The following is a 14,986-nucleotide window of genomic DNA, read 5'->3' on the forward strand; positions in this document are numbered from 1 at the left end:
ATAAATCTGCACAAGCCCTCCCTTTGCCTAAGGAATGTAAATATGAGTCTTAAAGCCCGTGATGTGACTCAGGGCGGCCAGGTCACATTTATGCGTATGCGCATGTTTTTAGAAATAAATAACATTATTTCCTATTGGGCCATTATTCTTCTGGCGCTGTTGACGGTAGGCTCGTTGTTAATGCGCATGAGTATGCAGAATATAAAAAATGGCGCTATGTACTGGTGGGTAAAAAGCCTGCACCCTATGATGCGGCATATGACCCATGAGCCAACTTACCAGCTCGATTATTACGGTAAAACCCTCAACTATACCGGCACGCAAATACTCAGTGATGCGTACACCACCTATTGTGGAACGATGTTGATCCAAGAATTGGTGATCAGCGCATTGATTGGATTTGCCATTATTACCGCGGGCGGGATGCTTTTTTACTGGTATTTAGGCCATACCGGCAAAAAGCAGAGCCAGGATGAAATCCTGGGCGGCCGGGTGTTGAGTGAAGATCCCAAGGCCGTTGCCAGCATGATGAAAAAGCAGGGCAAAGCATCTGATATCAAAGTCGATGCACTGCCGATCGTTAAAGACAGTGAAATCCAAAACTTTGCCATGCACGGCACCGTGGGTTCGGGTAAATCACAGCTTATCCGCAAGTTCTTGGAACAGTGCCGGGAGCGCGGCGATTTGGTCATTATCTATGACAAAGGCTGCACCTTTGTGCGCGAGTTTTATGATGAAAAGACCGACATCATCCTGAACCCCTATGACACCCGTTGTGCCAACTGGGATATGTGGGCCGAGTGCCCGACGCTCTCTGATTTAGAGACCGTTGCTAATACCCTTATCCCAATGGGTGCGTCTGAAGACCCGTTCTGGCAGGGATCAGCGCGCACCATCTTTGCAGAAGGCACCCATCGCCTGCGCAATGACAAAGATCGCTCCTACAACAAGTTGCTGCGTACCCTGCTGGCGATCAACCTCGACCAGCTGCGCCAGTTCCTAGCCGGCACACCCGCTTCAACCCTGGTAGACGGTAAAATTGAAAAAACCGCTATCTCTATCCGCAGCGTACTCACCAACTACGTCAAGGCGATGCGCTACCTCCAGGGCATCGAAAAATCCGGCAAGCCGGCCTTCACCATCCGTGAATGGATGAAGGGCGTTAAAGACGGTGAGAAGAATGGCTGGCTGTTTATCACCTCCAATCAACGCCATCATGAGTCCCTGAAGCCGGTGATCTCCATGTGGCTCTCGATTGCGGCCAACAGCCTAATGTCGATGGGCGAGAACCGCCACCGCCGCGTCTGGTTCTGGTATGACGAGCTGAAATCCCTGCATAAGTTGCCGGGTCTGCCGGAAATCATGGCTGAGGCCCGTAAGTTCGGCGGCTGTTTTGGCCTGGGGTTCCAGTCTTACCCTCAGCTTGAAGAGGTGTATGGCCGCCAGGCGGCTGAAGGTATGTTTGACCTGCTGAACACCAAATTTTTCTTCCGTTCACCCAGTGCCGGCGTGGCGCAGTTCGTGGAGAAAGAGCTGGGCGAGACCGTGCGGCTGAAATTCAGCGAGCAGACCAGCTTTGGTAACGACAAAGTGCGTGACGGTTTAAGTTCCGGCAAAGACGAAGAGCGCGTACCGGTTGTCTCGTACAGCGATGTGCAAAACCTCCCTGACCTTGCCTGCTTCATTACTCTGCCGGGGGCTTACCCGGTGGTGAAAATGCAGCTGAAGTACGTGAGCCGCCCGGACGTGGCGGAAGAGTTTATTGAGCGTAAGGTGCAGGACAGCCTGGATGAGATCATCGAAAAAGAGCTGGAAGTGCGTGACAGCGACAGTGCGCTGTTCAACGGGCTGTTTACGGCACCAGCTGCGGCAACCGAGCCGGCTGAGGCAGCGCAGTCTGCGGCTCAGCAACCGGCAATACCTGCCGTAACCTCCACGGCCGCTCCGACCGTTGAGGAACCGCAAAAAGTATCCGTTTCCCAAGGCGCACTCTCTTCCCCCGCTATTGAAGAAAAGGTGAAAAAGCCTACCCGTCAAAAAACTGTCCCTGCAAAAACAAAGAAAAACTCTGCAACAGCAGCAACAGCAGCAACAGCAGCAACAGCAGCAACGGCAGCAGCCACTGCGGCTACAGGGAGCACGGGAGGAAGGGAGAATGAAATGTCCATGAGCCGCCCGGATGGGGTCACGGAGGATGGCGAGATCGTAGATGAAAATGCCTACGCCTCCTACCTGGAAATGATGGACGGGGAAGAAGAACAGGGGGGGACGACGACCACACGCAATGCGCGTACACAGGAAGCCGTGCGCCGGGAAGAGGTCAACATTAACCACAGTCGCCATGAGCGTGAATCGCATTCCATTGACATGGAGGATTACCTGCCATGATGAGCTTCAGCACCATTAAATCTGCCGGCGGTGCCGCCGGCTATTACAGCGACAAAGATAACTACTACGTGCTAGGCAGCCTGGAGTCCCGTTGGGTAGGCGAAGGGGCAAAAGCGCTGGGGCTGGAAGGCCGGGTAGAGAACCTCGATTTAACCAAGGTACTGTATGGCCGCCTGCCGGACGGCAATTCGCTATCACGCATGGTAGACGGCAAAGAGACGCACCGGGCAGGGTATGATCTGACGTTCAGCGCCCCGAAAAGCGTCTCCATGATGGCATTGATTGCCGGTGATGAACGCTTTGTCGCGGCGCATAACCGGGCCGTTGAGATTGCAATGAAAGAAGTGGAAGGGCTAGCCAGTGCCCGGATCACCGATAACAAAGTGATGAGCACGGAACTCACCGGCAATATCGTGGCGGCGCTCTTTAACCATGATACCTCCCGTGATCTTGACCCCCAGCTGCATACCCATGCTTTGGTGGTCAATGCCACCTTTGCCGAAGGCAAATGGCGGGCGCTGGCCAGCGATACCAAAGGCAAAAGTGGTTTTTCGGAAACGGTACTGGGCAACCAGGTAGCCCTGGGGAATATCTACCGCCATGCCCTGCGGGAACGCGTAGAGGAAATGGGTTTTAAAACGCATGACAGCGGCAGGAACGGTCTGTGGGAAATGGATGGGGTGCCGGTAGAGCCGTTCTCTCAGCGCAGTCAAAGTATCCGCGAGGCAGCCGGTGAAGAGGCATCGCTTAAGTCCCGTGATGTGGCGACGATGGACACGCGTAAAGCGAAAGTCGCCGCCGACCCGACATTGCTAAAAGCGGAATGGGAAGAAAAACTGAATGCCACCGGGTTTGATCTCCGTGCCTATCAGGCGCAGGCCAAAGACCGTGAGCAGGCAGCACCGCAAGCGGCAGCCCCATCCGCTCATGCGCTGTCTGGGACGCCCGGCAGCCAGCCGGTGCCCGTACCCGTACCCGGTACGGCCAATCCGGCCAAATCGGTTGATATGCAGACGGCGGTGAGCAATGCCATTTCATTACTCAGTGATAACAAGGTGCAGTTTACTTACTCAGACGTGCTGGCAAAAACCGTGGGGCAGTTGCCGGCTGAGCCGGGCGTGTTTGTAGCCGCCCGTGCCGGCATCGACCGGGCGATTGAGCAACAGGCCCTTATCCCGCTGGACAAAGAGAAGGGCATTTTTACCTCCAATATTCACCTCCTGAATGAGCTGAGCATCCACACACTGGCCAAAGAAATTAAAACCAACCATAAGGTGCTGACATTCCCAGAGCGGGCCACCGAACGAACCGCGCCCTATTCCGATGCGGTCTCGGTGCTGGCGCAGGACAAATCGCCGATTGCTGTGCTGTCCGGGATCGGGGGAGCCTCTGTGCAACGAGACCGGCTGGCCGAGACGGTAGGCATGGCGAAAGAGCAGGGGCGTCACGTCTCGGTATTAAGCGCCGATAACCGCAGCCAAACATTTCTGGCGCAGGATACGCGGCTGGCCGAGCACCTGTTACCGCGTTCAGCCCTCAGTGCGGAGATGAGCCTGCCGGTACAGAGCACGCTTATCGTTGACCAGGCTGAAAAGCTGTCGCTTAAAGATACCCTGCTGTTGCTGGAGCACGCGCAGAACCAGTCGGTCCAGCTGCTGTTTATGGACACGGAAAAACGCAAAGGCACCGGGAATGCCCTGTCAGTGCTGAATGAGGCCGGTGTAAACCGCTATCGCTACTACGGCAGCACCCAGGCCACGGCACAGGTTATCAGCGAACCCGATAAACGGGTGCGCTATCAGGCCCTGGCGCAGGAGTATGCCGCGCTGAAAACAACCGGCGAGCCGGTACTGGCGCAGGTCAACGGCGTGCGAGAGCAACAGACGCTGACCGCCTCTATCCGGGATGCGCTGCGGGAGAAAGGCGCGCTGACCGGCGAAGATAAGGCCGTGAATGTGCTTCAGCCGGTGTGGTTAGACAGCAAGACCCGCCATCAGCGCGACAGTTACCGGCCGGGCATGGTAATGGAGCGTTGGGACAGCGAGGCTAAATCCATGACGCGCTACACCATTGACCGGGTCACCGAGATGTCCAATACCCTGACGCTTAAGGACGCCCAAGGCCAAAGCCGGGTAGAGAAAATCAGCAAACTAGACAGCCACTGGAGCCTCTATAAAGCCCAGACGCTCAGCGTGGCCGAAGGTGACACCTTGCAGGTGTTGGGGCGTGAGGAGAAAGGGGCGTTGAAAGCGCGTGACCAGGTACAGGTCACCGGCGTGTCAGACACTGGGTTAACGGTAAAGCACAACGGCACTACGCTGACGCTGGATACGTCGCGGGCGCTGAAACTCTCGCACGGCTATGTAGAAAGCCTGGGGGCCACGGTGGGCGACACGCACAAGGTACTGGCGGCGACCGCCGCGAAAGACCTGAGTGAAGCCGGCCTGAACGGGCTGGCACGCAGCGGTGAGTCCGTGAGCCTCTATACCGCCCTGCCGCAGGAGAAAGCGGAGGCACGCCTTGCCGGCAACCCGCTGTTTAAGATTGCCAGTGAGCAGGTGAAAACCCTGGCCGGCCGCGACGATTTAGACAGCGCCATGCAATTCCAGCGTGACAGCCTCTATACGCCGGTTGAGCAGTCAGTGCGCCTGGGCACCGGGCGGGCCATGCAGGAAGACATCGTGTTCAGCCGGTTGGATTTAGTCGGCGGCTCCCTGGGCTGGACGCCGGGGATCACGCTTGAGGCGGTAAAAGCTGAGGTCACCCGACAGGAGAAAGTCGGCGACCTGATTGTGGTCAGTAACAAGGCGCTGAAAGGTGACGGGCAGGTGAAGTATGTGACGCGGGAAAGCTATGAGATGGAAAAGGCTATCCTGCGTACCATTGCCGAAGGCAAAGACAGCGTGGAGCCATTGATGGCCGCGATCCCGGCCAACACGCTTGATGGGCTGACGTCCGGCCAGCAAGCCGCCACCACCCTCATCTTAAACAGCCCCGACCGATTCCTGGCCATTCAGGGGTATGCAGGTGTGGGGAAAACCACGCAGTTCAAGGCGGTGCTGGGTGCGCTGGAGACCCTGCCTGAAACAGATCGCCCGGAGGTGATCGGTCTCGCGCCCACCCACCGGGCCGTGCATGAGATGCAGGATGCGGGCGTCAAAGCACAGACCCTGGCCTCGTTTTTGTATGAAACCCGCCAGAAAGCGCAGGGAGGCGAAACCGTGCGTTTTGACAACACGGTGTTCCTGATTGATGAAAGCTCCATGATCGGCAACCGGGATATGGCGGACGCGTACAAGCTGATTGCGCAGGGCAACGGGCGGGCGATTGCCAGTGGGGATAAAGCCCAGCTTCAGGCCATCGACAGCGGTGCGCCGTTCACGCTGCAACAGCAGCGCAGCGTGGCGGATGTCGCCATCATGAAAGACATCGTGCGCCAGACGCCGGCGTTGCGCCCGGCGATTTACAGCATGATAGAAGGCCAACACGGTCGGGCCATCGGGGAGATACGCGCCGTTACGCCGGCGCAGGTGCCGCGTGAGGCCGACGCCTGGGTGCCGGATGCATCGGTCATGGAATTTAAGACGCAACAGCGGGCGGATAAAGAAGACCGCCTGCTAGGAACTCTCGGGCCGGCATCGGATGAAAAAAAAGAGGCGGAGGCTGCCGTGTCCGGGCGGCCAACGGATGTCATTGAGGCCATTACACAGGACTACACCGGCCGCACGAAGGCCGCCCGCGAGAACACGCTGATTGTGGCGCACCTCAATGCTGACCGGCATGAGATCAATAGCCGGGTGCATGAGGCGCTGTTTGAAAAAGGGGCGCTGGGCAGCCTGGAAAAACAGGTCGATATTTTAGACCCCGTTTCTGTGCGCACCAACGAACTGCGTTCGGCAGCCGGCTGGGCCGGGCACCAGGACAAAAGCGTGTTGTTGGATAACACCTACTACAGCGTTGGTAACACCGACCTGAAAGCGGGCACGGTTATGCTGCATGACCAGGAGGGGAACACGCGCCTGTTGTCGAACTTTGAAAACAGCACCCAGGATATCTCACTCTTTGAGAACTATGCGCTGAAGGTCAGTGTCGGGGACAAAGTGCGCTTTACCCGGTCGGACAAAGAGCGGGGGCACACTGCCAATACCCTCTGGGAAGTCAAGGCGCTGGACGAGAAGCAGATCACGCTCACCAATGGCACGCTGGAGAAGACGCTGATGCCGCAAACCGAGACGGCAGACCGGCATATTGACCTGGCCTACGCCATTACCGCCCACGGCGCACAGGGTGCCAGCCAGCCGTTTGTGATCGCCCTGGAAGGCACCGAGGGCGGCCGCCGGCAGCTGGCGACCCAGCAAGGGGCTTATGTGGCGCTGTCGCGTGCCAAAGAACACGTTCAGGTATACACGGACGGGCTGGATAAGTGGCTCAAACAGGTTAACGACTCGCCGTCACGCCGTTCGGCGCACGATGTCCTGCATGAAAAAGAGGACTACTCGCGGGGCGTCGTGGACAAGCTCCTGGCCACCGCCAAGCCGTTATCTGATACCGGCCTGGGGCGCAACCTGCTGAAAACCAGCGGCCTGGAGGGCGACTCTCAGGCCCGGTTTATTGCGCCCGGCCGTAAATACCCGGCCCCGCACCTCGCGTTACCGGTGTTTGACCGCAACGGGCGGCAGGCCGGGGCCTATCTCGATGAAATCACACAGAGTGAAGGCGGCCTTGCAATGGCGGGCAAGCCCCGGCTTATCGGCAGTAACGAGGCGCAATTTGCCGCGTTGCAGCACAGCCGGGGCGGAGAAGTGCGCATTGCCGGCAGCATGGAGGAGGCGCTGACCCTGGCCCGGCAATACCCGGACAGCGGCATTCTGGTGCGCCTTTCCGGCGAAGGCGAACCCGTTAATCTCAAGCGCATCCTTGGCGGCAACACCGTGATTGACCCGCACGCGCTGGATAAGGCCGGCAAACCCCAGGAAGACCCCCTGCCGTTTATCCCGACCGAGGAAGTCCGTAAAGCCGAGGAAGAGGCGAAGAAAGCCGAGGCGGCAGTGAAACAGCAGGCCTCCCAGAAACCTGATGACCCGTTTGCCGCCATCAAAGCGGCCGCCGGCAAACCGGCGCAGGAGAACGATGAGAAGCCGTTCCCGGAGATGCTGCGTCATCCAACGCACGATCCCATGCGGGATGCTGTGCGGGAAGTCGCCAAAGCACACACCATGACCGAGCGTTTGCATCAGGTAGAGCGGGAAATCGTAAAAGAAAAAACGTTGGGCGAGTGATTCACATCAGGCGGGGCCGCCACCCGCCTGAAAATAACAAACGCAGCATTAACAACGATGTAAACCGGTAACCAAATATTGCTGTGCAGGGCCGGAATATGACGTAGCTCAAAAACACGTCAAAAAATGCAGGGAAGATCAGGAAATTATACGCAGTAGGCGGGTAACGGACAGCGTTTTTGAACTTGGCAGAACAGAGACGACTGAGTATTATCTATTGCAGAAATAGGAAAGCCCCCCGGCACACTGGTCTGTATCTTGGCGGAACGTACCAGGGCGACGGAGGGCTTAGGCATAAACCTTGAAGGATTATAGCGCATGAAAGCTCTAAAACAACACCATTCTGCCATAAGTGCAGGATGGGGTGATTGAACAGACTCAATCTTTAGCCTTTTCAGACCGTCCTGAGACGCACCCTGACCGCAAAACGCGGCGAGGGATAGCCAATGCGCTGCGTCGGGGCCTGCCTAAAATCCACCGCCGGCACACGCCTGAATTTACCGGCACCGTGCCGCGCGGTGCCGCCGCCAAAATGGTGGCTCGTCTCAAAAACCATGACTGGACGCGGAATCATGATTTGATCACGCTGCGCCAGCGCGGCTATATCCCCTATACCCGGCGAAACGATCCGACGTTTGTGCCCAAGCCGATGCGTATCACCGCCCGCCGTGAAAGCCGGGAAGCGTTGACCGCGCTGAGCCTGGCGTTGGCGGCCAACTGTGATTACAACCCGGAAAGCGATTACGCCTTTGAGGTGATGTGCTCGTTTGAGGATATTGCCAGGGCGATGGGCGTGCTGCATGTCTACGAAAACGGGCGCAAAGCCTATGACGTGGCGCTGAACGCGCTGTCGGTGCTGGAGCAAATGGGCACGCGGGATAACCCCTATATCGTGGTGAAGCACGATCAGGACAGTGACACCGGCCAGAACAAGGCAATGCGCATGTGGCTGGGGCCGCGTTTCTTCACCTCGCGGGGCATAGCACTGGAAGACGTCCGCCATACCCTGCATCAGTACCGCCAGTGGGCGATTAAAAACGGGCTGTCTGAGACACTCAAGCAACGGTATCAGCGCCACCTGATGAATATGGCGCGGCACGGCATCGATATCGTGCGCAACCACGCCCTGAAAAAGCTGCTGATCAAACTGCGCCGGCAGGTGGTCAGCCCGGAACTGCTGCATGTGAAGGAAAGTACCGTGGTTGACCTGGAGCGCGAGCTGGCAGTACGCCAGGGGCAACGTAAGCCGCGTAAAGCCCGGCCGTTCTGGGATGCGTTTGTGCGCTGGGAGCGCACGGTGGCCCCGATCGAGAGTAACCGTCTGCAAGCGGCGCTGGCCGCAGAGCATCCGGGCCTGAAGCAAAAAGATGCCGAGAGCTTCTACCGGCTGTTGCTGGAAAAAGCCGGGATACGATAACGCCCTCTGATACCCGCCTCGATAACCTCCCGCGCCTGCCGCGGGTTTTGTGCTGCCTGATGGGCAAAAAAGGCTGCGTTTTAAGCGTTTTATTGTCCTCCTGCTTTCACAGAATTACCGCAAAAACGGAACTTCAGACAACGGCCTTATCCAATGTCGTCCTGTTGATGATAAAGCAGCCAGTTAATTTCGAAAGCTTGTTGTAACTAAGGTTAGTTTCGAACGTTGCTCCATAACAAAACATGTCCTTTAAAAAGGAGGTAGGACGGCGTTGCCCTGTCCTGCCGTCCAGGGCTGCTAAAGTTCCTCCCGACGCGTTGCGCCGGGCAACACCAGGTGTGACAAACTACCCTCAGGTAAGATGAATGCCTCGCGGAAATTCAATGCCACTGCGCCCGTAAGTGCCGGCACGCCGTCACTAACGTGCCGTAAAAGATTTCCCGCACTCCGTGCGACAAATCAACGGCACAAGGCCGCAGAAAAGCTCCTGTGCTGCTGACAGGCCGCTAGGCTTAGCAGGGCAGGGGGGTGAAGGGGGATCTGTACAATTGCAGCCGCCTGCGGCGGGCCTCCGCCGGCATGAAACCTCTGCGTTATCTCTTACCGGGGTTGCCGGCTTCCTTTGTTCGGTGCCACACTGGGACTCCTCACTGTTATCAGAAAAGGATGCACCCATGACAGACACGTTTGAGCAGGCCGAACAGAAGACCCTGAAATTCTGGTTGAGTGCCCAAAAATCAGCCGGGAAAAAGAATATTCAACCCAAAGGATTTGTTATCCGGTTCCCGAACGGCGAGCGAGATCTCTTTTATAGCGCACAGGGTGAGTGGCTCGCCGATCTTACCCAGGCAAAGAGTTTTGAGCGGCTGGAAGAGGCTGGGGCGTTGTGTGACCAGCTTCAGGAAGACCCGGACCAACTCCCGCAAGGCGAGATCAATCCGATAATGGCCGATTTCGGTATCCTGCCGCACCTGGACGTGATGTTCTGGGGAATGGCGAGTGAGCGCGCCAACTACCTTCGGGTTCTCTGGTAAAAAGCAAAGGCCGGCATCGCAGAACGGGCGTCCGGCTGTGCAATCAGCCGGCCTGGGCTTATTTTTCGGGCGATGACCAATAACGGCGCGACATCACCAAACAACCGCCGGCAGTAAGCGTAGCCCTGCTCCGGCGACTTACCACATGGGTAGCTTTAAAGGAGGCTTGGCGTATAGAAATGCCTTTGCTATTAGTTTAGATTTTAATTGATATTAATGTTATCTGCCAGGCTTGATACAGGTGATAATGGCGGAAATAAATCAAGAGGGAAAGTGATGACGATAAATATCCCAAAAACTTTGTATAAATACAAAAGTTTTAGTGTTGATAGTCTTGATCTTCTTGTAAGTGATAATCTGTATTTTTCTGACCCAACGAAATTCAATGATCCATTAGATTGCAATCCCTCATTACGAGATGATATCAATAATGTATCTAAGCTGAATAGAATACTTCATACTTTAGTTAAAGACAACCATGAAAAAGAACTTGGAAAGGCCGCTGCAAAAATAAAATACAAAGGCCCTAAGACCCTAGAAAAAATAGAAAAACTAAGTGAAATTGAAGCTAAAAATTTAATTAACGAAATATCCGTTGATGTCAGTTTATTCGGTGATGACCATTGCGAAAGCATAACTTACCTTATTAAAGAATATCTCATGAGTAATTATGCCGTTGGCGTTCTTTCATTGTCGGAGAATTATAACTGCCCGTTAATGTGGTCGCATTATGCTGATCAACACAAAGGATTTTGCATCGGATATGAAATCTTGGAAGATAGGTCTGCTGTGATTCATCCAGTAGATTACAGCGGAAACCGTTTTATTACAACAAGTCAGGTCTATGACATGCTGTTCGGTATTAGCAATAGCATCAAAAAAACCGCTAAGGAAGAAATTAAAAAAGTAATCCTGCTGAATAAAGCCCGGCCTTGGGAATATGAAAAAGAATACAGGGTTATTGGTGAACAAGGCTTGCAGCCATCTTCATTCCGATTAAAAGATGTCACATTTGGTCTGCGTTTTAACGAATCAGCTATGTTTTCTGTTATGAGGGCGCTAGAGCAAAGAACAGGAGATGTTAACTTTTACAAGGTTTCCATTAGTGAAAAATCTTTTGATTTGGAACGTAAGATTATTAGTTTAGGCAATGAGGAGTTTGTGCTATACCCGAGAGATAATCAAGGGTTTCAATGTCAAGATGAAGATTTAGAATAATTTCCTGTTCATGAAAATAGCCATAGTATTAAATATCAAAACAAATTTTTGCATATAATATCTGTGACCAATCGCCGACTAAGAAAAAGTATATTTTGGATTATAGATAGCTAACGAGTTTTTGGGAATGTGCTCTAATAGGCTTACGACTGCTTCTTGTTCATAGTAAACAATGGGATATACAGTTTCCTAAGGCTTTGATAGCCTATTGCCGCCTATGTAGCGGAGTTCCCGATATGACTGAAAAACGCCCTATCCTGACCCTGAAACGCAAAAAACCGCCTGCGGCTGACGCGGCCACGCCAGCGGCTGCATCTGTCACAGTGAAACACCGCAAAACCCTGCCGCCGCTTGAGAAGAAAATGCGCGTTCAGGAGCCGGCCCCCACGCCCGCTCAGAAGAAAAAGAACAAGCCTAAAGTTCTGCGCCTTCTTGACCATGATGAAGCCCTGTCTACGCTCTGCGCTTACTGGCCTGCCCTGTTCTCTAAAGACGAGGTCAAACTGCTGGCCCTGCATATCTTTGGTGATCTGCACCAGGCGCAGATTGACCGAAATTTACCACTCTCCGGCAAGCAGCTGCGCCGCTGCATCAAAACCTACGTCCTGTCACCGGCCTACCTGCACGCCACCCAGGCAGGGGCAACACGGTATGGTATCGACGGACGGCCAGCGGGTCAGGTCACCGAAAAAGAACAGGCGTGGGCCGAGAAGCAGCTGGCAAAAAGCGCGGCCCAGGCTAACGCTGCGGTAACAGAAGGGCAGGCTTAATCAGCAAAAAAGCCCAACACTGGGGTGATCTCTTGGTTAACGCGTCCGGTCAGCTCCAGAAAGCGCCGCCACAGGCCGTAGGGGATAGGCTGATCGCCGTTCCTGAAGGCCCGGATACGCCTGTCTCCGTTTTTGGAATGCAGGCCCAAAAGGTGCGCAATTTTTTCATCACTGCGGTATTCAGGAAACGTCAGTTTAAATTGCTCAAACCATGTATTGATAAGATCGGCATGGGGCGGCTCCCAGCCATTTTCCTGGGTCGCGAGGTGTGCAGTACCATAAGGGGCTGCATCAAAGCCCGGCAGGGCGTCATAGTGCGGCGCAGAGAGGTTTTTGCGCAGCAAGGCGCAGCTTTCCTCAACACGTTGCTGATAGACGTACATTCGCTGCTCCGGGAGTCCCGGCAGATCAATTTCCATAACTTCACCTCAAAAAGAACCCTGCCTATCCAGAGACAGGCAGGGCGATGTTTTACTGACGATACCCGTGCCGGCGCTCCAGTGTTCTGAGTAACAGATCAAGCTGGATACCAGTCAGGGCAGGAATACGCACCGGCCGGCGTTTGGTGTTTCGCTTTACCAGATGCTTGCTGGATGCAATAATTTCATTCTGCGTCATGGAGATTCCTTCGTAATTGGCGCGCACTCAATACAACGTTGCCGCGTTGTACTGGGCGTGAGGGAGGGGGGCTGGCCCCCTCTCCTTAGCGCTGGTTCAGACCGATAGCTTTCACGTCTGAAACCCGGATGTTTACCAGACTCAATGTCCCGGTCGCCAGTGGTTCCCACCTGCCCCGTTCGTGAAGATGCATCAAGCAATACCTCAGGTAATCTGCCAGCACGATATCTGTCCGCATCACCTTAATGCCGATGTGTTCACGGTTGAACTCGCAAGACACACTGCCCACCGTTTTTAAAGAGCCTCGCCGCACTAACCAGAAATCTGCCTCAGGAAAGTCCGTGCGAATGGTAGCCACATCTGAAAGTTTCATTCGATCCCTTATCGGGGGCATAGCCCTCTCAGGAACGAGCGGCTTTCAGCGCCACCGTGAGATATATAATAGGATAAAATATCCTAATTTGCTACATTTTTAGTCGTATTTTGAGTGTTTTTTAAGGCTGAAATGCGCATTGGAGGTGGGTGCGTTGTCCACAAATCCACATGAGAAATAGCCAGTGAAGCCAGCGGCCAGCAAGCCGGCTGGCGAACGAGAGTGCCCAGGCTGCGTATGCAGCCTGGGTTCGATTGTGGAGTTGTGGGCAATGTTAGCGAGATATTAATGACGGTTTTACTCAAAAAAGGTAGCTAATTCGCAAATCTCAAAATATGAAATCTTATTCAATCCATTATCTAAATTAAACTTACGCATAAGAGTAAAAGTTGTAGAATAACACTCATCAGCCTGACTTGGCCCTGGTATTACTTCTGACATCTTGCTCGGTTCGTTATTCCTAATGAAATGCTTTATGTCTGCAAATATATAATCTCTGCACTTATCTAATCTGTAACCAGGGAAGGTTCTGATAGAAGTGTGTTTCAAAACAACTGAAATATAATGAGCAAGATCAATTTCGCTTGTCCACTGTCCTTCATATATTCTTTGATTATGATAGCCATCAAATTCTTCTAGTATCTCATTTAAGCTATCATATTGCGAGTAAGACCATTTTAATTTAATATTCTTACTTTTAAAATCTACAATGGCATTTCCATCTAGAAAAGCAAAGATATTTTCTCCTCTAGCCAGTCGATTGTATTGATAACTAGAAGTAGAATAAAGACCCATTAAAAACAAAAGTGTAATAAGGTCAACTGGTCTCGTTTGATGTAAAAGGACTGATTCTACTCTATCATACCAAAGCGTGACAGTTCTAAGATTCATTTTAAATCCATCACTGATGATTGTCATAAATTCAATAATGTCATCAATTCTAGAGTTATTGTTCTTTAAGTATATGAAGTTAGCGTCATCTAGGGAAAATTCCACAAATACATTTGAATTGTAAATTTTCTCTTTGATGAATTCCTCCCTACTTATTTCTTTCAAACTTACTGTTCTTTGAAAGAACCTGTCTAAGTAAAGCTGAGAGTTAAACCCCTCACCATAAATGGCCTTAATTGAATGCTGTAATTGCTCTTTATCCGTAGCAACTACAAAAACAACACCTTTAATATCAAACACATGCTTAATGGTCTCTAGCATCTCTATAGCATAGGTAGGCCGGCATCTATCTAACTCATCTATAAAAACAAAAAGTGGAAAGTGATAACTATTTGTTGAAGTTTCGATAACACTATTTAACCATTCAGAAATTGATTTTTTAAACTCCTCAATACTTTGATTTGCCTCTTTATGAGTATCAATGGCTTTCTCCACTATTTTCGAGCTTATTTCGGAGAAAGCATCGCCGTCTATAACAGTATCAAGATCGTCAATGTCAACAGCCAGATGTTTTTTTATTAATGCTTTAGTAATGTCAGGTGCTAATGACTTTACTAGGTGCCATGATTTACTCATTAGCGGTTTTTTAAAGAAATTCTTATCTGTTTTTGATATTAATGAAGATTGAATTTCTGATATAACATCTAGAAAAGGATCTTTCGAATGGTCGTTTTTCCAAGCGTCAATATAAACCGTGGGGAATTTGTTCTCAATTTCTGATTTCCAATTTCTTAGAAACCATGTTTTACCTCCACCCCATCCAGTGTTTATATTTAAAACGTAATTACTTTCTTTTCCTTTGTTTACCAAGAACTTTGTTAGAAACTTAGCGTGCTGGCTCCTTTGAAGCTTGTCTACTCCCAGCCCCGCAGTGGGTGATGTATCCCATTTGAATGGGAGTTGTTCGACTATTTCTATGGCGTTGTTTTCCATTATTA

Annotated in this window: 10 protein-coding genes; 6 read left to right on the forward strand and 4 right to left on the reverse strand. The window is 52.6% G+C overall.

What is annotated here, in order from left to right:
• The first annotated feature begins 42 nt into the window (after nucleotides 1-42).
• The 6 genes from traD to C1N62_RS22600 all read left to right on the forward strand — a co-directional run bounded on the left by traD (nucleotide 43) and on the right by C1N62_RS22600 (nucleotide 12,106).
• Nucleotides 43-2,388, forward strand: a complete 2,346-nt coding sequence (gene traD, locus C1N62_RS22575; protein WP_137765967.1) for a type IV conjugative transfer system coupling protein TraD — start codon at nucleotides 43-45, stop codon at nucleotides 2,386-2,388.
• Entirely contained in the window at nucleotides 2,385-7,667 is a 5,283-nt protein-coding gene (gene traI / locus C1N62_RS22580) for a conjugative transfer relaxase/helicase TraI (protein WP_137765968.1), read from the forward strand. The genes traD and traI overlap by 4 nt, the downstream gene beginning before the upstream one ends.
• A gap of 364 nt (nucleotides 7,668-8,031) precedes the next feature.
• Complete coding sequence (locus C1N62_RS22585) at nucleotides 8,032-9,084, forward strand: Replication protein (RefSeq protein WP_168195939.1); 1,053 nt, start codon at nucleotides 8,032-8,034, stop codon at nucleotides 9,082-9,084.
• A gap of 674 nt (nucleotides 9,085-9,758) precedes the next feature.
• Nucleotides 9,759-10,118, forward strand: coding sequence for a hypothetical protein (locus tag C1N62_RS22590; RefSeq protein WP_137765969.1), 360 nt, complete (start codon nucleotides 9,759-9,761; stop codon nucleotides 10,116-10,118).
• A 276-nt stretch (nucleotides 10,119-10,394) separates the two neighbouring features.
• A complete protein-coding gene (locus C1N62_RS22595; protein ID WP_168195940.1) occupies nucleotides 10,395-11,336 on the forward strand; it encodes a DUF2971 domain-containing protein in 942 nt (313 codons plus the stop codon).
• A 323-nt stretch (nucleotides 11,337-11,659) separates the two neighbouring features.
• The gene (locus C1N62_RS22600) at nucleotides 11,660-12,106 is read left to right on the forward strand and encodes a ProQ/FINO family protein (RefSeq protein ID WP_168195941.1); all 447 of its coding nucleotides are present in this window, start codon (nucleotides 11,660-11,662) and stop codon (nucleotides 12,104-12,106) included.
• Here C1N62_RS22600 and C1N62_RS22605 read toward each other — a convergent pair.
• The 4 genes from C1N62_RS22605 to C1N62_RS22615 all read right to left on the reverse strand — a co-directional run bounded on the left by C1N62_RS22605 (nucleotide 12,103) and on the right by C1N62_RS22615 (nucleotide 14,981).
• Nucleotides 12,103-12,525, reverse strand: a complete 423-nt coding sequence (locus C1N62_RS22605) for a hypothetical protein (RefSeq protein WP_137765972.1) — start codon at nucleotides 12,523-12,525, stop codon at nucleotides 12,103-12,105. The two genes, C1N62_RS22600 and C1N62_RS22605, sit on opposite strands and share 4 nt — an antisense overlap.
• A gap of 52 nt (nucleotides 12,526-12,577) precedes the next feature.
• Nucleotides 12,578-12,724 (reverse strand): hypothetical protein, encoded by a 147-nt coding sequence (locus C1N62_RS23270; protein WP_168195942.1) that lies wholly within the window; start codon nucleotides 12,722-12,724, stop codon nucleotides 12,578-12,580.
• A gap of 85 nt (nucleotides 12,725-12,809) precedes the next feature.
• Entirely contained in the window at nucleotides 12,810-13,097 is a 288-nt protein-coding gene (locus C1N62_RS22610; RefSeq protein ID WP_137765973.1) for a hypothetical protein, read from the reverse strand.
• A 297-nt stretch (nucleotides 13,098-13,394) separates the two neighbouring features.
• Complete coding sequence (locus tag C1N62_RS22615; protein WP_137765974.1) at nucleotides 13,395-14,981, reverse strand: P-loop NTPase fold protein; 1,587 nt, start codon at nucleotides 14,979-14,981, stop codon at nucleotides 13,395-13,397.
• Nucleotides 14,982-14,986: the final 5 nt, after the last annotated feature.

The organism is Nissabacter sp. SGAir0207, from assembly GCF_005491205.1.
Taxonomy (GTDB): domain Bacteria; phylum Pseudomonadota; class Gammaproteobacteria; order Enterobacterales; family Enterobacteriaceae; genus Chimaeribacter.